This window comes from Actinomycetospora chibensis (genome assembly GCF_028737215.1).
Classification (GTDB): domain Bacteria; phylum Actinomycetota; class Actinomycetes; order Mycobacteriales; family Pseudonocardiaceae; genus Actinomycetospora; species Actinomycetospora chibensis.
In genome coordinates this window covers 392,420-412,707 of the sequence record NZ_JAQZAM010000003.1, presented here as the reverse complement: position 1 = coordinate 412,707, position 20,288 = coordinate 392,420, and the positions used below count along the sequence as shown (strand labels likewise).

Here is a 20,288-nt window from a genome sequence, read left to right as displayed (position 1 = left end):
GTCACGACGGTGCTCGTCACCGCGGTCCTGCCCGCGATGCTGGCGACCGCGTGCGCGACCGCCGGGGACGCCGGGCCGGCCCCGATCGTGGTCGTGCGGCATACGGAGGCTGCCCTGCACGAGCCGGTCTGGTCGCCGGGCACCCACGCCCTGCTCGCTCTCACCGACGACGGCCGCGTCGCCCGCGTCGGCCCCGGCGCCCCCGGAACGCTGCTGTCCCCACCGCTGGGCCGCGTGGGGGAGAACGTGGTCACCGACCCCGACGACCCGACGGTGGCCTTCGTGGCCCGGCCGGACGCCGGACAGGTCGTCGCCCTCGACACACGCGACCTGCATCCCGTCGGGACGCTCCCCCTCGGCGCCGCCCCGGACTACCTCGCCACCGACGAGGGCTCCCACGTCCTGCTCGCCCTCTCCGAGGACCGCACGACCGTGTCCGGGATCGACCTGGACGACCGGCGCGCGCTCCCGCCGCAGGAGGTGCACGCGAGCGCGGACGCGGAGCTCGACGGCCCCGCCCGCGGGCGGCCCGTGGCCTACCACGTGCTCGGCTCCGACGGGATCACCCATTACAAGGGCGCCCCCGGAGAGGTCGAGGAGAAGGGCCACATCGACGTGCGGGCGAGCCACGGCGCCGGCGACCGGGTGAAGGTCGACCGGATCTACGTCGCCGAGCGCGACAGCGACCGCCTGCTCGCGGTCGAGACCCCGCCGGACCACGAGGGTCTCTCCGTCGTCGCCACGGCCGACCTCGAATCCCCGGTGCGCGACGTCGGCACCGACGAGACCCGCGTGTACGCCGCCACCGACGACGCCCTGGTGGTCTTCGCGACCGACAGCTTCATCGGCTACCCGGACGGCCACCTGCACCGCATCGCCACCATCCCCTACCGCGACGCCCTGCCCGACGGACCGGCCCGGAGCGCCTCGGTGTCCGGGCTGGCGGTCGGCGCGGACCGCGTCTGGCTGACGTTCGACGGGCAGGACGCCCTCGTGGGCATCGCCCGACCACCGATCCCGGAACCATGAGGACACACCCGTGAGTGAGCAGGCCACCGCGCGCGACGCCGACCCGGTGGAGGGAGTAGCGGCCGACCTCGATCGGGCGTTCGCCGAGGTCGCGGCGCTGCGTGCCCTCGGCGACGCGGAGCAGCGCCGCCACGACGAGGCCCGCGTGTACGACGCCTCGATCAGCTGGGGCGCCCTGGTCGCGGGCCGGCTGCACCGGCTGGCCCTGCTGCAGCGCCGCGATGCGCTCGGTGTGACCGATCGCGCCCGCTACGAGGAGCTGGCCGCCGAGCTGCGCGGGCTCGTCCCGTTGCTCGACCGTCTCGGGCTCCCCTGGCCGCTGGACACCGCCTGACCGTCGCCCAGCAGCCCGCGCGGATCGTGCACCCGCACCGCCGCGCGCGGTGACGGGCAACCGGGCGTCGTGCAGGTCAGCGCCACCATCCACGAGTCCGCCCGCTCGCTGCGGAACAGGAAGCCCACGTAGAGCGCATCGCCGACGGCGAAGGCGGTGCCCCCGCAGGCGCCGCAGGTGACCTCCTCCCGCGCGAGCTGGGCCCGCACCCGGGCGCGCTGCCCGTCGTGGAGAGGGACGAGGTCGGCCGGGCGGGTGTCGGCGGCGTCCGAAGCGCTCATCAGATCGCGACGTCCTTGTCGTAGTAGACGTTGTCCTCGCGCCAGCCGCCGGCGCCGCGCCCGATGACGTCGTAGGCGGAGACGAGCTCGATCCGCTCGATCCACTTGACCATCTTGAAGCCGACCTGGTTCTCGATGCGCAGCCGCAGCGGCGCCCCGTGCTTGATCGGCAGCGCGCCTCCGTTCATCCCGTAAGCGAGCAGCGTGTGCGACTGGCGGGCGAGCTCGAGATCGATGACCTCGTAGAACCGACCGGCGCCGTCGGCGCTCGGCTCGTCACGGGCGTTGTCCTGCAGGGACAGCACGCAGAGGTAGCGCGCCTCGGGCATCGGCCGCACGTGGTCGACCAGCTCGCGCAGCGGCAGGCCCGTCCACTCCCCGATGCTCGACCAGCCCTGGACGCAGTTGTGCAGCACTCGTTGGGTCTGCACCGTGCCCAGGCCGCGCAGCTCATCGAGCGAGAGCCGCACGGGTCGTTCGACGAGCCCCCCGACGTCGAGGCGCCACTCGGCGAAGCCGTGCACGGCGAGGGTCTTGTAGGCGTCGCTGTCCGGTGGCTTCCCGTTGACCCGGTGCTCCGGCGAGAGCTCGGCGCGGGAGTAGTCCTGCCGGGACACGAGCGGGCGCAGCGCGAGCCGCCGCACGCGCTCGAGCACCGCACCCAGCACCCGCTGCACCGAGCGCGGGTGCCGCAGGCTCCACACCGTCGCCGCGACGTGCACGAGCACGATCGCCGCGATGATGCCGAGCGACGCGGCGACCGCCCACCGCGTGTCCCGCACCTCGCCGAAGATCATTAAGGAGTTCAGCTCGCCCCAGCCCCACAGAGCGATCATCGTGACGTGGACGACGATGAACGCCAGGAACGCCACCAGCCCGAGGAAGTGCAGGCTGCGCGCACTCTGCCGCCCGCCGAACAGCCGCACGTACCAGGGGAAGCGGGCCTCCACCGCCGGTGACTGGGCCGCGCCGGTGAGGATCTGGAACGGCGCGAGCAGGAAGATCACCGCGGCGTACGTGAGCTTCTGGATGCCGTCGAGGGGCTCACCGGGCAGCAGGGGCGGCAGGTCGAAGGACAGGTAGGTCAGGAGATCGTTCCAGGCCGTGGGAAAGATCTCCCAGGAGTACGGGATGTAGCGGTGCCACTGCCCGGTCCCGAACAGCAGCGCGATGTAGGCCACCCCGGTCGCGATCCATCCCAGCACGGCGACGAAGTGCCAGTGCCGGCCCATCCCGAGCATCTTCCGGCCGGGCAGGGAGATCACCGGCGAATAGCTCTCCTCCTCGTCGAGGGTGTCGTAGAGCTTGTCGGTCGGCATCGTCTTGCGCGTGAACCGCGCCCACTCGGTGCCGGGACGGCTGTCGTCCCGCCATCACAGCTTGGGGTGGGTGGCGAGGACCTCGTGGCCACTGCGGATGAGCAGGGTCAGGAAGAGCACGTTGAGCCAGTGCTCGACGCGCAGCCACGCCGGGAAGTCCAGGAACGTCACTTCGTCCCGCCCGTCAGTCGTGCCAGTACCGGTGTCCCGGCCGCGCGACGGTGACGCCGAGCAGCAGCGAGACGTGCAGCACGAGGTAGGCGGCCGCGAGGCCCAGCGCGGCCGTGGCGCCGGGGTGGTCCCAGCGACCGACCGTGCCGACCAGACCGGGCAGGCCCACTGTCCGGCTGAGGACCCAGAGCGTGATCGACACGGCGCAGACGGCGCTGCCCCCGAACCAGCCGAGGCCCGCCACCAGGCGGGAGCGCGCCCGCAGCATGGCCGTCACGGCGAGCAGCGCGACCCCGACGGCCAGCACGGCCCACACGCGCACCCAGCCCGGATACCTCCCGCCCAGCAGGGAGAGCTGCGGCACGGTGATCGTGCCGAGGAGGACCACACCCACACCCGTCGTGGTCCGCGGGCCCGCGAGGGCCACCCAGCGGTACGCGGTGAGCAACGCCTGCACCCGTCCGGCCTCGGCCGCCATCCGCATCCCTCCGTCCCTGTCGTCGGACCTCACGCTAGCCGCTTGTCGTGCGTTGTGCACGACGTACAATAGTAGCGATTGCGGGTGTCCCGACCACGGCGCGAGGAGGAACCGACCATGACCCTCGACCCCGACGCGGGTGTCCGCCCCTGGGACAGGCTCGTCATCGACGACGTCGACCTGCCTGCCGACCTCCCCGCTCGGCGTCGCGCCGCGGTCACCGAGGCGCGCGCCCACGTCGAGCCTGTCTCCCCTGATGGTCGGGGCGCGATGGGATTGCGCCGCTACGGCGCCGGGTGCGTCGCCCTCGTCCTGCGTGGGCGCTTCGAGCGGTGCTCCCGCGAGCTCCTGCGGGCCCTCGCCGACGAGCTGCCGAGCGCGGCGTGCCGTGAGCTGGTCGTCGACCTTTCGGGACTCGACGGGTGCGACCCGGTACTCGTGCGCGCGCTCGCCCGGTTGCGCATCCGCTGCCTCACCCGGGAGGCGCGTGTCGAGCTGTACGACCTGCCGCCGGCCCTCGCCGCCGAGCTCGGCCTGCGCCCCTGAGGTCGGGTCGGTCGCGGCGCGCCGTGCGCGGATCGATCCTCGTCATCCGGGCCGCGAGCCCACGGGACGCCACGGCAGAGACGGCGGGCGCCGCCAGCTCTGTCGCAGGAACCCCGTGGTCACGAGGCACCACGACACGAGCGCCACCCAGAAGGCGACGTGACCGGTGTCCCGCAGCACCGAGGGCAATACGCCGGTTGTCTCTCCGACGCTCGCCAGCCCCGAGCTGGCCGCGGAGTACATGCCCAGCGGGAACACCGTCGCCCAACGCGCGCGCTCGTAGTGCCACGCCGCCCGTCGCCGGCGCCGTATCTCCATCGCGACCAGGACCGGGATCCACATCGTGCCGAGCACCCAGAGGCCCACCGGTGCAGGGCCGAGCATCTCGGGCAACCCGGGGAGCGCCCCCGAGGCCCGGGTCGCGGCGACGACACCGCTCCCGGCCAGCGTGGCGATCGCGAGCCCGCCCATGAGCACCCAGAGGTCGGGACCGAGGACCTCGACGCCGCCCCGGGCCGCGACGACGCGCCGGACGACGGGCACGGCGATCACGAGGTAGACGGCCAGGCCCAGCACCCAGCAGGCGAGGGCGACACCGAGCAGGACCGGGACCAGCACCCCCGCCCCGGTGAGCTGCGCGGCGGTGAGCGCGAGCGACTCGGTCGCCACCGCCGCGAGCAACCATCCTCCGCGGGCACCGTCGGCTCGCGCCCCGCGTGGTCGCGACCGCAGTGCCGCCAGTGTCCGCGGGACGAGGACCAGCCACAGCACCACGGCCACCGCCCCGAGCACCACAGACACCACGTCGTCGGACCTGGAGCAGGCCGCCATGACGTCGCAGGCGGCTACGGCACTGAACAGCAGCAACGAGCGGGCCAGCGGGTCCGGGCCGGCGGCGATCGCCCTGCCCGTGGTCGCGACGCTGATCGCCGACCACAGCGCGAGCGCGCCCAGTGCGCCGCTCGCGGTCACCGCGAGGACGGTCGACACCACCGCGTGGTCGGTGTCCCGGGCGGCGATCGAGACGATGCCGGTCGCCATGACGACGGCGAAGGCGTCGGCGGGGAGGCCGGGGCCGCGCACCCGGCCGCGCCACGGCTCGATGATGACTCGCCGGACGACCCCCACTGCTGCGCGGAGCACAGGTCGTCACGCGTCCGCCGTCACCTGCCCGACCCCGCGCGTCGCCCAGACCTCGGCGACCCCGGACGGGAGGGCGGCGGTCGGACAGCTCGCCATGCGGATCACCGTCTGGGTGGTCGCGCCCAGGAGCGATGCCGCGAGCGCACCGTACCCCCGAGAGCAGAGGACGATGAGCCGCGCCTGCGCACGAGCTTCGTGCAGGATCGCCTCGGCGGCGTTGCCCCACACCACGGTCTCGTGCAGCGCGAGGTCGGGATGCTGATCGGGGGTTCCGGCGACGGCGTTCGCCAGCCGCTGTCGGGCGGCCTGCTCGTCGGTCCGGGAGCCGTGACGGACCCCCACGGCGACAGGCTGGAGGGGCGCGCCCCACCGGTCGGCCACGTCCGCGGCGAAGGCCACGGCGCCGATCGACTCGCGCGTGCCGTCGACGTGCACCAGCACGTTGCCGGAGTGTGCCGCGGCGGGATCCCAGATCTGCGGGACCAGCACGACAGGGCACCGGGCGTGGCCGATCGCGTGTCCGACGACGCGCCCGACCGTCAGGTCGAGGTCCCCGGCCGCGGTGCGGGAGCCCAGGACCAGGAGCTCGGCGCGTTCCGCGACGTGGACGAGCGCGGGCCCGCAGACGCCGGTCACCACGGAGAGGCGGACGGGGACGTCGGGGGCAACTGCGGCGGCGACCTGGCGGCCCTGCTCGAGCAGGGCCCGGGCGCGTCCCTGCGGCGCCCGCAGGACATGGTCGTGGTGCGACGGGGGCAGGACCTGCACAGGTCGAGGCCGACGCCACGGCGGCCGGCTTCACGGGCCGCCCACCGGACCGCCCGCAACGTTGCCGGGTTGCCGCCGACACCGGCGACGACACCGGTGGCCCTCTCTGTGCGATCGACCATGTTCCACCGCCTCCTCGTGCGGGACACGACGGTCCGGACACGGTGGCCGCGGCCGCGCCCGCCCCACACGACCTCGGACGTCGTCGACGGGGCATGAGGGACCCGCGCGCGTCGTGCCACCCACCGCTGCGCTCGTCCAGGCTAGCACGTTGTTGCGCTTGCATATCGTTCTTGCCGCACGACATTCATAATGGACGCGACGTGCGACGCTGGTGGGCCAGGGTCTGCGTCTCGGAAGGGAAGGCCCGGACATGGTTCTCGAGCGGCCGGCAGTCACAGGACTGCCACACCTGGACGTCGGCAAGCACACGGATCCCGAGCAGGGCGCGTGCCTGATGGAGTACGTGTCGGTGCTGGCCGGGCTGCGCTTCACCGACCGCCCAGCGTGCACGCCGGGCGCTGTCGCCGTCGTGGCCCGTCGCGTCAACGACGCGGTCAGCGATCGGGCCCGGCCCCGACTCGCCCCGTCGGCGCCGGACCTCATCGACATCCGTCCGCGGCAGGGCGGACTCGACGACGTCGTCGTGCTGTGCTGCACGACGACGGGGCTGGCCGTCGCCCCTGGCGATCGCCACCTGACGGCCTTGCGGCGACGCGCTCGGCGCCGGCTCGGCCACCCCTGGCTCCGGTGGCTGCGCCTGCCTGCCCATGCGGTCGTCCACGAGGCGGTCATCGCCGTCGTGGCCACGCTCGAGCACCTCCCCGCCGAAGACCGCGACGAGCGACTGATCGCGCTGCTCGCGGAGGTCGTGCGCGCCGCCCGCGGCGCGACGGCGGGTCCCCCGAGCGCAGGCCGGACGGACGACGTCCCACCGAGGGCGACCCCGGTCGCGGCGTCGGGCGCAGTCGCGAGTGCTCGAGGAACGGAACGACGATGAGCAGCACGAAGCGCGATGTCGGCGTGCCGCGCCTCCTCGCCGGGCTCGGCGGCGAATGCCTGGCCGAGTTCCTCGGCACCTTCGTCCTGATCGCCTTCGGGTGCGGCTCCGTCGCGGTGGCGGTGGTCGGACTGCCGGGCTCGGGCCGTCAGGCCGACGCCTTCGGCCCCGGCAACTGGCTGATCATCGCCTTCGGCTGGGGCTTCGCCGTCGCCTTCGGCGTCTACATCAGCGGCGGGGTCTCCGGCGCCCACCTCAACCCGGCGGTCACCCTGGCCTTCGCTCTGCGTCGAGGATTCGCCTGGGCCAAGGTCCCCGCGTACTGGCTGGCCCAACTCGTCGGAGCCTTCGTCGCTGCCGCGCTGGTCTACGCGGTGTACCGGCCCGCCATCAACGCCTACGACGTGGCGAACAACGTGCCCACGCGGACCGGCTCCCTCGACACGTTCGCCGTCTTCGCGACCTTCCCCGCCAAGTACTTCGGCGGCGGACTCGCCGGTCCGCTCCTGGACCAGATCGTCGGGACCGCTCTCCTGGTCGCGCTCATCGCCGCGTTGATCGACCGGCGCAACCAGGGCCCGGGCAGCAACCTGGCACCGCTGCTGATCGGTTTCCTCGTCGTGGCGATCGGCCTGACCTACGGCACCAACGCCGGCTACGCCATCAACCCGGCACGTGACCTGGGACCTCGCCTCTGGACCTGGATCGAGGGGTGGGGCCCGCTGGCGTTCCCCGGAGCCGGAACATACTTCGACAACTATTGGTGGGTGCCCATCGTCGGCCCCCTCATCGGCGGGGTGGCCGGCATCCTGATCTACGACGGGCTCATCGCCACGAGCCTGGCCGCACGGGCCCGGGCGGAGCAACGCGACGTCCCCGAACCCGAGGTCGGCCGGACCGGCGACTGATCCGACTCCCCGACATCCCGGCGGCGTTACGGCGGAGGCCGAAGAGACCTGGCCACGGTCAGTTTGAGGTACATCGTCGACGACGTCGTTGCGGCGATCACGTTCTACTGCGGACACCTGGACTTCTACGAGGACATGCGCCCCGCCCCACTCCGATGCTTTCGCGCGGCGACCTCAGCCTCGTGCTGTCCGTTCTCAACGGCCGGGCCGGCGGAAGCCAGGCGATGCCCGACGGGAGAACACCGCGCCCCGGAGGGTGGAACCGGTTCGTCCTCGAGGTGACGTCCCTCGGACGCGTCGTCGAGGAGCTACGCCGGGCGAGCGCCCGGTTCCGCAACGACATCATCGTCGGCGTGGGCGGCGAGCAGATCCTGCTGGACGGCCCATCGAGCGATCCCTTGGAGCTGTTCGAACAGACGCCTCTCGAGGCGAAGCCCTGAGGGACCGCGGAAGTGTCGGTCCGGAGCGTCGTGACAGTAGCGGCAGCGACGCCGCACGAGACTGCGACGCTCGACTCGCGCACGCCCCCGCAAGTCACTGCCCTCATCGGTGTCCCTGATCGACAGCGCGCCGGTGCCGGCTGGGTAGCCGGATCAGCCCAGAGCATTGAACGGACGGGCTGGTGACTCCTCCTCCCCTCCCCCGGGAGTCGCCCTCGCCCTACATGCCGTGGCCATCCGCGAGTAGCCGCCGGGGGCGCATGGCGCCGGACGAGGGACAGAGCATCTGTCGTGACTGGTCCGGCGCAGATCCAAGGGCTTCGCTCGTCCCACTTACTAGAGCCGGACCCCGCCGAACACCCGGATTCAATGTCTGCAACGCGTCGCGGTCGAGCTCGTGGAGCGACAAGGGCGCACTGAACCGGCGGGCCAGCGCGCCTGTGCACGACACTCACCGAATCGAACAAGACCACCTAACGCCACTGTATCGTGATACGATATTTTTGAGTTACAGGCCACCCTGGTCCGACGGCGACAAGTTCGAAGGAGGTACGTCGTGTTCGATCAGAGCAGTCCGGCACGCTCGTACAACGCAGACCCGCCACGACATCGGAGTGCCGGGGGAGAAACAGCCGACACCACCGGTAACACTCGTGTCCGAGTCGAGACACAGATGACACGGATGACGGGGGGCTTGACCCGAACGCGCGAAGAGTGCGAGACGGACGAAGCGGACGCGGCGCGTTCGGAGTCAGCGCTGCTGATCGCCCGACGTGGACCGAACGCCGGGTTCCGCCGTCCGCTCGATCAGGCCGTGATCACAGTGGGCCGGCACCCCGACAGCGACGTCCTCCTCGACGCCGTGACGGTTTCTCGTCGACACGCGGAGTTCCGCCGCCAGGGCGCGGACTTCGTCGTCGTCGACGTCGGCAGTTTCAACGGAACGTACGTCAACGGCGCGCTGAGTGACATGGCGGTACTGACCGACGGCGACGAGGTTCAGATCGCAAGTTCCGGCTCGTTTTCCGTGCCGCGCAGCCGAGGCACGGGACCGACGGCTCATTGACGTCCGGTCCTCCCTCGAGCCCGGAAACTCCTCCAGCAGCACAGCGAGGAAGGTGGAAAGCAATGAGCACTCGACTGCCCCGTGCGCCGGAGACGGGGGGCGATCCGGTGTGTTGGATGCACCTGTTGTGCCCGGAATGCGGGCGGATCGCCGACGAAGAGCCACCGACGCGCTGCGGGGCCTGCGGAGCTGTTATTCCTGGCGATTGACCCCGAGGAGCAGACTCGTCCGGCGGCGCCGCCGCGAGGAGTAGATGCTGCCACTCGACGTATCCCGCCGTTACGCGCGGGAGTACAGCGGCGTCGTGCACCCGACCCCGGACATTCCCGACACAGCGATGAGTTCCGTTCAGGTACTTATCGTAGGCACGCCGCCCGCTTAGCGCGACGCAGAAGTTCATGCTAGCGATCCGACTTGCCGTCGAGATGCGCACTGGCGCGCTCACAGTCAGCCCACTCACGCACCACAGTTTCCGACGGAGGAAACGACTGAGGCCGCAACTCACGAGAATCGTCTGAAGCAACCTCGATGCACCCATTGCATTCACGACACGAACCGCGGAAGTTCGTCGCTTCCCGCGGAGTCCAGACCGGAGTATCTGATGACCGTCACTGAGCCCTCCCCGTCCGCTACCGAGGTCGGTCGAGGCCGGCTGCGCAAGGAAGACCGACGACTGGTCACCGGACGGACACAGTGGACCGACAACATCGCTCTGACCGGGATGCTGCACTGCGCGATGGTGCGCAGCCCCTTCGCCCACGCCACGATCACCGGCATTGATCGCGCCGCCGCCGAACAGGTCCCGGGGGTGGTCGCGGTGTACACCGCCTCCGACCTGGCTGCCGACACGGTCGCGCTGCCGAACGCGTGGTCGGTGACCCCGGACCAGAAGGCCCCGGCGGCGCACCCGCTGGCCCCGACGACGGTCAACTTCGCCGGGGACGCAGTCGCGGTCGTCGTCGCCCGCAACGCTGCGGCCGCCAAGGACGCGGTCGAGAAGGTCGAGGTCGACTACGACCCGCTCGACCCGGTGCTCGACATGGAGGAGGCACTCGCCGCGGGGGCGACGTTGGTCCACCCCCACCTCGGCACCAACCGAAGCGCGGTCTGGAGGTTCGACTCCGGCGCGGCGGGTACCGGTGGCGACGTCGACGAAGCCTTCGAGGCTGCCGAGTCCGACCCGGACCAGATCGTGGTCCGCCGACGCTTCCGCCAGCAGCGCCTGATCCCGGCGTTCATGGAGCCTCGCTCGGTCGTGGTCGATCCGAACCCTGAACAGCTCACGATGTGGTCCGCCACCCAGGTTCCGCACATCCTTAGGACCATGACAGCGATGACCCTGGGCATCCCCGAGCACCGGCTGCGGGTCATTGCGCCGGACGTCGGTGGCGGATTTGGCGGAAAACTGCAGGTCACGCCCGAGGAAATCCTGCTCGTGCTGGTCGCTCAGAAGCTAGGAAAGCCGGTCAAGTGGACGGAGACCCGCTCCGAGTCCCTGCTGTCGGGCCACCACGGGCGCGACCAGATCCAGAAGCTCACGGTGTCCGCACGCACTGACGGCACCATCACCGGGCTCCAAGTCGACCTACTCGCCGACATGGGCGCCTACCTGCGCATCCTGACCTCGGGCGTGCCGATCCTCGGCGGGTTCATGTACCCGGGCATCTACAAGATCCCGGCCTACCGGTTCTCCTGCACCAACGTCTTCACCACCAAGACGCCCACCGACGCCGTCCGCGGCGCCGGTCGACCAGAAGCGACCTTCGGCATCGAACGGCTGATGGACGAGCTCGCTGTCGAGCTCGGCATGGAGCCGATGGAACTGCGCCGCAAGAACTGGATCACCCATGACGAGTTCCCCTACATGATGGCGTCGTCGCTGACGTACGACACCGGCAACTACGAGGCCGCCACCGAGAAGGCGCAGGAGCTCTTCGACTACGAGGGGCTGCGTCGCGAGCAGGCCCAGCGCCGCCGAAGCGGCGACACCATTCAACTGGGCATCGGCATCTCCACCTACACCGAGATGTGCGGGCTCGCGCCCTCGCGGGTGCTCGGCTCGCTGAACTACGGCGCCGGCGGGTGGGAGCACAGCAGCATCCGAATGCTGCCCACCGGAAAGGTCGAGGTCGTCACCGGAATCTCACCGCACGGGCAGGGCCACGTGACATCATGGTGCCAGGTCGCTGCCGATCAGCTCGGCGTGAGCTTCGACGACGTGGAGGTCCTCCACAGCGACACCGCGTCGGCACCTCGCGGGCTGGACACCTACGGGTCCCGGTCGCTCTCGGTCGGGGGCATTGCCGTGGTCAAGGCTGCCGAGAAGGTCATCGTCAAGGCTCTGCCAATCGCCGCGCACATGCTCGAGGCCGCCGTCGAGGACATCGAGTTTCACGGTGGCCGGTTCTCGGTGCGGGGCACCGACCTGGGCGTGACGATCCAGGACGTCGCGCTGGCCGTGTTCACCGCGCACGACCTGCCCGACGGGGTCGAACCGTCAATCGACGCCGAAGCGACCTTCGGCCCGGAGAACTTCTCCTTTCCACACGGGACACATCTGTGCGCGGTCGAAGTCGACACCGAAACGGGTTGGGTCCAGCTACGAGGTTACGTCTGCGTGGACGACGTCGGCACGGTGGTCAACCCGACCCTGGTCGAAGGCCAAGTCTATGGTGGCCTCGCGCACGGCATCGCCCAGGCGCTGTTCGAGGAAGCCGCCTACGACGACTCCGGCACCCTGCTTTCGGGCACTTTCGTCGACTACACGCTCCCGACCGCGGCTGACCTGCCCACCTTCACCACCGACCGCACCACCACCCCCGCCACGACCAATCCTCTCGGGGTCAAGGGCGTCGGCGAGGCCGGCACGATCGCCTCTCCCCCGGCGGTGGTCAACGCGGTACTCGACGCAGTACGTCAGTACGGCGTGACCGACATCGACATGCCCACCACGCCCTACCGCGTGTGGCGCGCGATCCGAGACGCCCGAGCCGGTGGACAGGGCACTGCCGGGCGCGGTGACGAGGTCGACATCGCCTCAGCCGGTGCCGGTCTCGGCTCCACGGCAAGGGACATGCCTGACGGAGGACACCTCTGACGGGCTCTTCCATGCGTCGAACCGCTCAGCCGCCGCCACCCGTGGCAGCGACAGACCGGGGTTGCGAGGCAGCCACCCGACTGAAGCGACGTCGCCCCCGCCAGCGGCGCTGCAGTCCCGCCTCGACTTCAACGGCGTGGACGCTCGTGGCGTACTCCCCACGGCCAGCCGGGAGAGCGGCCCGGTCGCCAGTTACCTCGTGACACGAGGTACCGTCCGGGCTCGCGGGTGTGGGAGGACTTGTAGCCCCGCTTCGGAAGGGGCCAGCGACGATGAGAGACGGCAGACACAGACGAGACACGGTTCCCGAAGGGGCCGGCCAGCCCCACCCTCCAGTGTGGGCCCCGGCCCTGACCCCCGTCCCTCGTACCGGCTCGTCCTCCAACGACGTTGCGTCCACGGTCTCCCTCATCCGTTCGAGTTTCGCCGCGATCACCCCGCGTTCTGACGAAGTGGGAAAGTTGTTCTACGGTCTGCTGTTCTACACGGCACCCGAGACTCGGGACCTGTTTCCCGTTGCCATGGGGGTCCAACGCAGCCGATTCCTCCAGGCGCTCATCCACGTGCTGCAGACAGTGGATCGACCGGACGACGTCGCCATCTTCCTTCGCCAGCTCGGACGCGACCACCGCAAATTCGGCGTGCTCGCCAAGCACTACGAGGTGGTGGGCGACGCGTTGCTCAGAGCCATGGCTGAGGTGTCCGGTCCAAGGTGGACTCCCCAGATTGAACACGCATGGCGGGACGCGTACGATTTCGTGGCCACGATCATGCGCGATGCAGCCGAATCCGAGCGCGGGCCCGCCGTCTGGATGGCTCGGATCACGCATCACCAGCGTCTGCTCGACGATCTCGCCGTCGTTCGGGCACAAACGAGCGTTCCGATTCCCTATGCTCCCGGACAATACCTCAGCATTGAGATACCCCAACGGCCCCGTATGTGGCGGTCGCTGTCGCCGGCGAACGCGCCCGCTAGCGACGGGATCGTCGAGTTCCATGTCCGCGCCGTTCCCGAAGGTTGGGTCAGCCGCGCGATCGTCGCCCACAGCAACGTTGGCGACGTGTGGCGCATCGGCCCTCCGATGGGCCAGCTGACCCTCGCCCCCCAATCGGAGCGCGACCTTCTGATGGTCGTCGGAGGTACAGGACTCTCCCCGGCACTCGCGATACTGGAGGAGCTAGTCAACATCCGCTCCACTCGCAGAGTCGGCCTCTTCTACGGTGGACGCGACGTCGCCGACCTCTATGCCATCGATCGCCTCCGCGCACTCTCCCACCAACACCCCTGGCTCACGGTGATCCCGGTCGTCGAACACGGGGACGAACCCGGAGACGCCGAGGTCGGAACTCTTGCCGACGTCGTCTCCCGCTACGGCGCATGGGCCGATCGCGAAACCATGATCAGCGGATCACCTGACATGGTGCGCGCAACCGTTTCAGCCATGCTCGAGGCTGGAACCCCACTCATCCGCATTCACTACGACCCCTTCACAGCAGGGTAGCTCGACCTCGCTTGCGACTGAGCGGCGCACGAGGTCGCACTGCAGTCGCTTCCTGGGCGGCGCAGGCGATAGGTCCAGCGTCTGCTTCTGGAGCGCCGACCGGTCTGACTCGTGAGTTTCGTGCCGCCCTTCGGGCTGGCCGTGCCGGGATTCTTCGAGCCGGTCGGCGCTCCGGTCGCGGCTCACTCAGCGGAAGTGTGTTTCGGAGCTTCGACGCTGGAGGTCGGCACCTCGTCCGCGGTCGCCCGCCAAGGTCGTCGAGCCAGAGGCCCGCGACGCGGTCGTCATCGGGGTCGACCTTCAGAAGCGCACCCACACCGCCAGCGCGCTCGAGCCAGACACCGACTGAGTCCTCGATAGCGTCCGAGATCGAGCCGACCCCGGTCGGCCAGCAGCAGCTCCTGCGCTGGACCGCGAGGTTCGACGCGCGGCATGGCAGGTGGGTGACGTTCCTGCGCTGCTCGGCAGGCCGTCGTCACCTCTCCGCTGTCCGCAGATCGGGCACCGACATCGCGGGCCTCCATTCGGACTCGTCACGGAGTGCGGCCGGCTCCGTCGAGGGGAACCGAGCGGGGTCTTCCTGACGTTGCGCACCGAAGGCACCGGCGTCCGGCAGCGTCGGAGGCGCAGGTGCCGGCGAGGGTGCGGCTCCCCGGGCAACGGTCGCGGCCGTAGTGGGCGCCGGCGTGCCTTGGTCGGACTCGGCGGGGGTGGCGCGCTCGAGGAAGCGGAGCAGCTCGACGGGGAAGGGCAGGACCAGGGTGGAGTTCTTCTCGGCGGCGACCTCGACGACGGTCTCGAGGAGTCGCAGCTGGAGCGCGGCGGGGTGGTCGGCCATGGTCTCGGCGGCCTCGGACAACGTGGTCGCGGCCTGCTTCTCGCCGTCAGCTGTGATGATGCGGGCACGGCGTTCGCGCTCTGCCTCCGCCTGGCGCGACATCGAGCGCTTCATCGTCTCGGGCAGGGATACGTCCTTGATCTCGACGCGGTCGATGTGCAGCCCCCAGTCCAGGACCGGGCTGTCGATCATGAGTTCCATGCCTTGGTTGAGCTTTTCCCGGTTGCTCAGCAGGTCGTCGAGATCGCTCTTGCCGATGATGGAGCGCAGCGAGGTCTGGGCGAGCTGACCGACGGCGGTGAGATAGTCCTGCACATCGACCGCGACGCGCACGGGGTCCACGACACGGAAGTAGATGACGGCGTCCACTCGGACGGTGACGTTGTCGCGCGTGATGCCGTCCTGGGCCGGGACGGGCAGCGTCACGATCTGCATGTTGATCTTCTGCATCCGGTCGACGAACGGCACCAGCAGCGCGATTCCCGGACCGCGGGTGGTTCCTTCCTCCACCCGGCCGAATCGGAAGACGACCCCGCGCTCGAACTGCTTGACCACCCGGACGCTCGACCCGAGGACCACCACGAGCAGGACCAGGGCCGCAATCAATACGACGATGGGCATCATCATCTCACTTCTCCTGCATCATCTCGTTCCCCACCGCGTGCGTCCGCACCGATGGGCCCCTGAAGATCGACGCGAACACGATCCGATCTCTCGAGAATTCTGTTCGCCACACGGGCCATGCTCCGAGCTCCATGAGGGGCCCGATGAGCGAATTCGGTGCGGATCACCGATGCTGCTCGTGTGCCGGCACTTCGCCCGACGCGTGCAGGGCGAGGGTGGAGTGCGCGTACGCGCCGCCGGCCCGCATCTCGGCCGCCACCCAGATCGCCTCCATGAGCTCTTCCGCGCTCGCCCCTTTCCGGCGGGCGAGCCGCGTGTGGCCGTCGATGCAGTACGGACATTGGGTGACGTGCGCGACGGCGACCGCGATGAGCTGCTTGGTCTTCTCAGCCAGGGCGCCTTCGGCGAACACCGCGCGACTGAACGCCTCGAATGCGGAGTGGATCTCCGGAGCGAGCGCCTTGCGCCGCTCTGAGAGCTCCGGTGTGGGCTGCGGGTAGAACGGTTGGGCCATGGCGGCTACCTCCTATGAAGGGAACGTCTCCGTGGATCAGAAACTCGGCGCACTTGCCTTTGCGGAGAGACATGTCAGCGTCCGCTGTGCGGCCGTCACGCTGCTCGGGCCGGCCCGGCAGTGGCCGCTCGCGGTCGGACCACGGCGATGGGGCAATGAGCCTCGTGCAGGAGCACCTGGCTGACCGACCCGAACAGGACCCCAGCCATGCAGCCGCGTCCTCGGGAACCGACGACGACCAGCGCGGCCCCGGCTGACTCCACGGCCAGCGCGTGCGCCGGGTCGTCGCACGCGAGCTTGGACTTGATGGCCACGGTGGGAAACTGCCCCCGCCGCCCTGCGAGCGCGCCGTCGAGGGCGCGGCACTCCGCGGCTCGGGAGGCGGCCCAGTCATCGGCAAGGCCACCACTGTCGACCGGAGGACGCGGAATCCACGCATGCAGGGCCGTGAGCCCGACCCCGCGCTGAGCGGCGGCCCGCAGTGCGAAGTCGATCGCCCGGCTCGAGAGATACGAGCCGTCGACACCGACCACGACCTGAGCTCGTGACGGGCCGGGAACCACCTCGCGCAACGGGGGGACCACCACCACCGGACACTGGGCCCGTGCGGAGACCGCGACACTGACCGAGCCCGCAAGGGCACGACGCACGCCGCTCCGACCACGACTGCCCACCACGATCAGACTGGCCCGCTGACCGAGGAGCGCTGGCACCGGACCGCCCGAGACCAGGCGAGCGGTCACCTCGACCTCAGGGGCAACCAGCCGGGCTCGTCGCGCCGCCTCTTGGAGTACGTCCGACGTGCCGGTGTACGGCGAGAGCGACGGCACCGGCCCGAGCGGACCTGGATCGATCGGAGGCGGACAGGCGTGCACGATCCACAACGGGCGGAGCCGCGTAGCGGCCTCAGCCACCGCCCAATCCAACGCGTCGCGCCCGGAGACCGAACCATCCACGCCCACGACCACCGGGGCGGGCTCACTCATCATTCCTCCCGACGTCCTTGTGGACGGCACACACCGCGCTCGCGTTGATCGACGATCCCGACTGATTCCATGCGCCTCGCGCATCTCTCACCGACTGCCCGGACGACGAGAAGGGCCGGAGGGACTCGGTCCGCCTCGACCCGGCCGGACCGGGCTCAAGCACCCGGGCTCGAGGATCCCGAGCCCGAGCCCGAACGCGAGCTGCGAGCCTCGCCAGTCCGGCGGAGCCGTCGGAGCCGTCGGATCAACCACAACAACGTCGCGGCCACCGCGGCGAAGAAGAGCGCGGGGCCCGGTGCGTGCACCGCGAGCATGAGCCCGGTCAGTGCGACGCAGACCGTCATCGCCACGACGTGGAAGGCCAGCTCGAACGCCTGCTGGCGTGACACCCGTCGGCTGGCGGCGTCGAACGCCATCGCCCAGGTCGGATCGTCGGCGAGCAGTCGAGCTTCGAGTTCGACCAGCGTCTCGCGTTCGTGGTCACTGAGCATGACGGACCTCCTGGACCGGTGGGGCGGAACGAGGGACTGATCTATTATATCGTACCACGATATTTGATGGCCGTGCGGTAGATTGCCGGGGTGACGGTGGGTCACGAGGTGATGAAGGTCGTGGTGTTGGACGTGGGTGATTCAGGCTCGATGACGAAGCGTGACTTCGAGGCGTTGGCCGACTTCCGCTTCGCGGTCCGCTCCTACCTGCGCTTCAGCGACGAGACCGTGCGCCAGCACGGCCTCACTCCGCAGCACTACCAGCTGCTGCTCGCGCTGAAAGGCTTTCCCGGCCGCGAGTGGGCCACCGTGGGCGAGCTCGCGGAGCGGCTGCAGCTGCGGCACCACAGCACGGTCGAGCTGGTCAACCGCGCTGCGGGCAACGGGCTGGTGCAGCGACACGAGGACCCGGACGACGGTCGCACGGTGCGGGTTCTCTTGACTCCGGAAGGTCAGCGGCTGCTCGCCCTGCTGAGCCCACTGCACCGCGACCAGATGCAACGGATGGCTGCGGCGTTGACCCCACCCGCGTGGGCCGACACACCCCACCCTCCGACATCGTTGGACAGCGCGACGCCGGCCTGAAGACCGCACAGCCAGAGTTCGACCCCTTCGAGAGGTCCGGCCGCCCTCGATGGCTTCCGCCGATCGGCTTCGCGATGGTCGCCGGCCCGGACGCTGCCCACGTTGGAGCTCATCCATTCCGTATGCCCCTTCGGTGCCGCCCACGCTCGACACCTCCCGCTCCGGAGACTCGCCGTCGATCGCTCAGGATGCGCTCCATCCCGCTGAAGTCCATCTACTGAATCCGACAAGGACGACCGCGCGCCTTGTTCGGAGAGGACAACAGCTTCGTCTCGGCCTCTCGGCCTCGCGGGCGGCGACGCGGCGACGCGTGCCTGCGTCGAGGCCCGGCGCAGTGATCAGGGAAAGCGGTGGAACGTGGTCTCGGCGGGGAGCTCGACGGCATCCCGCAGGCTCCGTCCCATGACCCGTCTCGCGACGAAAGGCAGCCCCATCAGTCTGATCGTCGCGTTCCGGGCCACCAGGTGCAGCGAACTCGAGGGCGCGAACGCCAGCCCCAGTCCCCGCGCCGCATCCTGCTTCGAGCGCAGCAACGCCGCCAACCGCGCGTGGTAGCGGGCGAAAGCCCCGACGTGGTCGCCGTCCGACCGGGACAACTCGGCCGCCAGCACGTACGCCTCCACCATCGCGAGCGCGGACCCCTGACCGGCGAGCAATGACGGAGACGCCGCTGCGTCACCGACGAGGCCGACCCGGCCGCGGCTCCACGCCGGCATCCGGATCTGACTCACCCTGTCGAAGTAGAACGTCCGCGCGGACGTCATTGCCTCGAGCACCGCGGAGGTCTCCCAGCCGCCGCGAGACAGTCGCTCCCGCAGCAGACTCTGCTGGGCGGCAGGGTCCTCCGGGGCGGCGCCCCCGTGCCGCGCGGTGACCAGGAACATCGTGACGTCGTCCGGCAACGACAGCCGGACCAGCTGGAACCCGACCTCGGCGTAGAGCACGGTGACCAGATCGTCGCGTGGGCGGTACCCGACAACGTCGAACGCGGAGGCGACGAGACCGAGGTTCACCTCGAAGCGCTCCGGAGTCCCGAACGCCAGCCGGCGCACCCGTGAGTGCAGGCCATCCGCCCCGATCACCAGTTCGAAGACGCGGACGGCCCCGCTCTCGAAGGTGACGTGCACCGCGTCGCCGTCGTCATCGAGCGTCCGCACCGAGTCGCCGAAGATGGTCTCGACACGTCCCTCAAGGGCGGCGTAGATGACGGAGGCGAGGTCGGACCGGGCGATGCTGACGTAGCGGTCGTCCGGACCCACGAAGGTGGACAGCTCGAAGGTCGCGATCCGTCGCCCGCTCGCGCTGACCGCCCGTGCCTCGGCCAGCCTGTGTCCCCGCCGCGTGAGCTCCGGAACGATGCCCATCCGCTCCGCGACGTCGAAGCCCGCACCCCAGAAGTCGACGAGATGGCCGCCACTGCGCGGTCCGTGCGCGTGCTCGACCAGCGTCGGTGTGTGCCCGGCACGCAGCAGCCAATAGGCCAGCGTCGGTCCCGCGATTCCTGCACCGACGACGAGCACCTCCATGACCGACCCAGCTCCGCATCGACGACGGTGACCACGGCCTTCGAGCAACAGTGTCGGCGCCATGTCCGCTCGTTCCCCAAGCACGACGTTGCGTTCGCATATCATTCGACGGGCACGACTTTGCTGTCAGTCGGCGCTGGCTTGCGCATCGAGCAGGTCCGCGAGCACCGCGGCCTGGCTGATCTCGGGCTGCCGAGTTGCTGTCAGCAGGGTCAGCGTTCGTTCGGCCGCGAGCCCGCGCAGATGCTCCAGTGCGGCCGCCCGGCCCGGTTCGTCGAGTTCTGCCCGATAGCGACCCGCGAATTCGTCGAATCGCGACGGGTCGTGGCCGTACCACCTACGCAGGGAGGTCGACGGCGCGACGTCCGCGCACCACGCGTCGAGGTTCGCGGCAGCCTTCGTCAGCCCGCGGGGCCACACCCGATCGACGAGCACGCGGGCGCCGTCCTGAGGCGTGCGCTGCTCGTAGACCCGAGCGACCCGGACGCCGGATCGTGTCGTCATCCCGGGCGCCTTTCACGCCGGCGCCCCCGTGTCCGTCCGTGAGCCGCGGCCCTGAGCAGGCGCCCGCCCTCGTTCTCCCATCTCGCCTCGGCTACCTCCTGTCGGTCCGGACCGACGCGGGTACCGCGCTCGACCTCG

Annotated in this window: 20 protein-coding genes and 1 pseudogene; 10 read left to right on the top strand and 11 right to left on the bottom strand. The window is 70.2% G+C overall.

Annotation, left to right across the window (positions count from 1 at the left end; all coding sequences use genetic code 11):
- Positions 1 to 9: 9 nt before the first annotated feature.
- A complete protein-coding gene (locus PH189_RS06680; RefSeq protein WP_274187973.1) occupies positions 10 to 1,029 on the top strand; it encodes a lactonase family protein in 1,020 nt (339 codons plus the stop codon).
- 10 nt (positions 1,030 to 1,039) lie between these two features.
- On the top strand, positions 1,040 to 1,363 hold the full coding sequence (locus tag PH189_RS06675; RefSeq protein ID WP_274187972.1) for a hypothetical protein: 324 nt from the start codon (positions 1,040 to 1,042) through the stop codon (positions 1,361 to 1,363).
- Here PH189_RS06675 and PH189_RS06670 read toward each other — a convergent pair.
- From PH189_RS06670 to PH189_RS06660, 3 genes are all read right to left on the bottom strand, one after another.
- Complete coding sequence (locus PH189_RS06670) at positions 1,279 to 1,644, bottom strand: hypothetical protein (RefSeq protein ID WP_274187971.1); 366 nt, start codon at positions 1,642 to 1,644, stop codon at positions 1,279 to 1,281. The genes PH189_RS06675 and PH189_RS06670 overlap by 85 nt on opposite strands.
- Positions 1,644 to 2,963: a molybdopterin-dependent oxidoreductase gene (locus PH189_RS06665; RefSeq protein ID WP_274187970.1), complete on the bottom strand. Its 1,320-nt coding sequence runs from the start codon at positions 2,961 to 2,963 to the stop codon at positions 1,644 to 1,646. Before PH189_RS06665 ends, PH189_RS06670 begins: the two co-directional genes overlap by 1 nt.
- Positions 2,964 to 3,147: 184 nt before the next feature.
- On the bottom strand, positions 3,148 to 3,612 hold the full coding sequence (locus PH189_RS06660) for a hypothetical protein (protein ID WP_274187969.1): 465 nt from the start codon (positions 3,610 to 3,612) through the stop codon (positions 3,148 to 3,150).
- Between the two features lie 117 nt (positions 3,613 to 3,729).
- Here PH189_RS06660 and PH189_RS06655 point away from each other — a divergent pair, with 117 nt between their 5' ends.
- Complete coding sequence (locus PH189_RS06655; RefSeq protein WP_274187968.1) at positions 3,730 to 4,158, top strand: STAS domain-containing protein; 429 nt, start codon at positions 3,730 to 3,732, stop codon at positions 4,156 to 4,158.
- Between the two features lie 42 nt (positions 4,159 to 4,200).
- Here PH189_RS06655 and PH189_RS06650 read toward each other — a convergent pair whose 3' ends face one another.
- Both PH189_RS06650 and PH189_RS06645 read right to left on the bottom strand, forming a co-directional pair.
- Complete coding sequence (locus PH189_RS06650; protein WP_274187967.1) at positions 4,201 to 5,241, bottom strand: tellurite resistance/C4-dicarboxylate transporter family protein; 1,041 nt, start codon at positions 5,239 to 5,241, stop codon at positions 4,201 to 4,203.
- Positions 5,242 to 5,307: 66 nt separating this feature from the next.
- A complete protein-coding gene (locus PH189_RS06645; RefSeq protein ID WP_274187966.1) occupies positions 5,308 to 6,069 on the bottom strand; it encodes a universal stress protein in 762 nt (253 codons plus the stop codon).
- A gap of 373 nt (positions 6,070 to 6,442) precedes the next feature.
- On the opposite strand from PH189_RS06645, the gene PH189_RS06640 reads away from it, so the two are divergent.
- From PH189_RS06640 to PH189_RS06615, 6 genes and pseudogenes are all read left to right on the top strand, one after another.
- Complete coding sequence (locus PH189_RS06640; protein WP_274187965.1) at positions 6,443 to 7,069, top strand: hypothetical protein; 627 nt, start codon at positions 6,443 to 6,445, stop codon at positions 7,067 to 7,069.
- A complete protein-coding gene (locus tag PH189_RS06635; protein ID WP_274187964.1) occupies positions 7,066 to 7,977 on the top strand; it encodes an MIP/aquaporin family protein in 912 nt (303 codons plus the stop codon). The genes PH189_RS06640 and PH189_RS06635 overlap by 4 nt, the downstream gene beginning before the upstream one ends.
- 278 nt (positions 7,978 to 8,255) lie before the next feature.
- Positions 8,256 to 8,417, top strand: a complete 162-nt coding sequence (locus tag PH189_RS06630; RefSeq protein ID WP_274187963.1) for a hypothetical protein — start codon at positions 8,256 to 8,258, stop codon at positions 8,415 to 8,417.
- Between the two features lie 712 nt (positions 8,418 to 9,129).
- Positions 9,130 to 9,479 (top strand): annotated as a pseudogene (locus PH189_RS06625) (FHA domain-containing protein); the annotation flags it as partial.
- Between the two features lie 605 nt (positions 9,480 to 10,084).
- The gene (locus PH189_RS06620; RefSeq protein ID WP_274187962.1) at positions 10,085 to 12,580 is read left to right on the top strand and encodes a xanthine dehydrogenase family protein molybdopterin-binding subunit; all 2,496 of its coding nucleotides are present in this window, start codon (positions 10,085 to 10,087) and stop codon (positions 12,578 to 12,580) included.
- A 461-nt stretch (positions 12,581 to 13,041) separates the two neighbouring features.
- Entirely contained in the window at positions 13,042 to 14,082 is a 1,041-nt protein-coding gene (locus tag PH189_RS06615; RefSeq protein WP_337994134.1) for a globin domain-containing protein, read from the top strand.
- 475 nt (positions 14,083 to 14,557) lie between these two features.
- On the opposite strand, the gene PH189_RS06610 is transcribed toward PH189_RS06615, so the two are convergent.
- From PH189_RS06610 to PH189_RS06595, 4 genes are all read right to left on the bottom strand, one after another.
- Entirely contained in the window at positions 14,558 to 15,541 is a 984-nt protein-coding gene (locus tag PH189_RS06610; protein ID WP_274188016.1) for a slipin family protein, read from the bottom strand.
- A 166-nt stretch (positions 15,542 to 15,707) separates the two neighbouring features.
- Positions 15,708 to 16,058: a carboxymuconolactone decarboxylase family protein gene (locus PH189_RS06605; protein WP_274187960.1), complete on the bottom strand. Its 351-nt coding sequence runs from the start codon at positions 16,056 to 16,058 to the stop codon at positions 15,708 to 15,710.
- A 95-nt stretch (positions 16,059 to 16,153) separates the two neighbouring features.
- Positions 16,154 to 17,044: a universal stress protein gene (locus tag PH189_RS06600; protein ID WP_274187959.1), complete on the bottom strand. Its 891-nt coding sequence runs from the start codon at positions 17,042 to 17,044 to the stop codon at positions 16,154 to 16,156.
- A gap of 155 nt (positions 17,045 to 17,199) precedes the next feature.
- Positions 17,200 to 17,535: a DUF3040 domain-containing protein gene (locus tag PH189_RS06595; protein ID WP_274187958.1), complete on the bottom strand. Its 336-nt coding sequence runs from the start codon at positions 17,533 to 17,535 to the stop codon at positions 17,200 to 17,202.
- Positions 17,536 to 17,625: 90 nt separating this feature from the next.
- On the opposite strand from PH189_RS06595, the gene PH189_RS06590 reads away from it, so the two are divergent.
- Positions 17,626 to 18,120, top strand: coding sequence for a MarR family winged helix-turn-helix transcriptional regulator (locus PH189_RS06590; protein ID WP_274187957.1), 495 nt, complete (start codon positions 17,626 to 17,628; stop codon positions 18,118 to 18,120).
- A gap of 338 nt (positions 18,121 to 18,458) precedes the next feature.
- Here the strand turns inward: PH189_RS06590 and PH189_RS06585 are convergent, their stop codons facing one another.
- Both PH189_RS06585 and PH189_RS06580 read right to left on the bottom strand, forming a co-directional pair.
- Positions 18,459 to 19,646: an FAD-binding domain gene (locus PH189_RS06585; RefSeq protein WP_274187956.1), complete on the bottom strand. Its 1,188-nt coding sequence runs from the start codon at positions 19,644 to 19,646 to the stop codon at positions 18,459 to 18,461.
- A gap of 126 nt (positions 19,647 to 19,772) precedes the next feature.
- Positions 19,773 to 20,150: a DUF488 domain-containing protein gene (locus PH189_RS06580; protein ID WP_274187955.1), complete on the bottom strand. Its 378-nt coding sequence runs from the start codon at positions 20,148 to 20,150 to the stop codon at positions 19,773 to 19,775.
- Between the last annotated feature and the right edge of the window lie 138 nt (positions 20,151 to 20,288).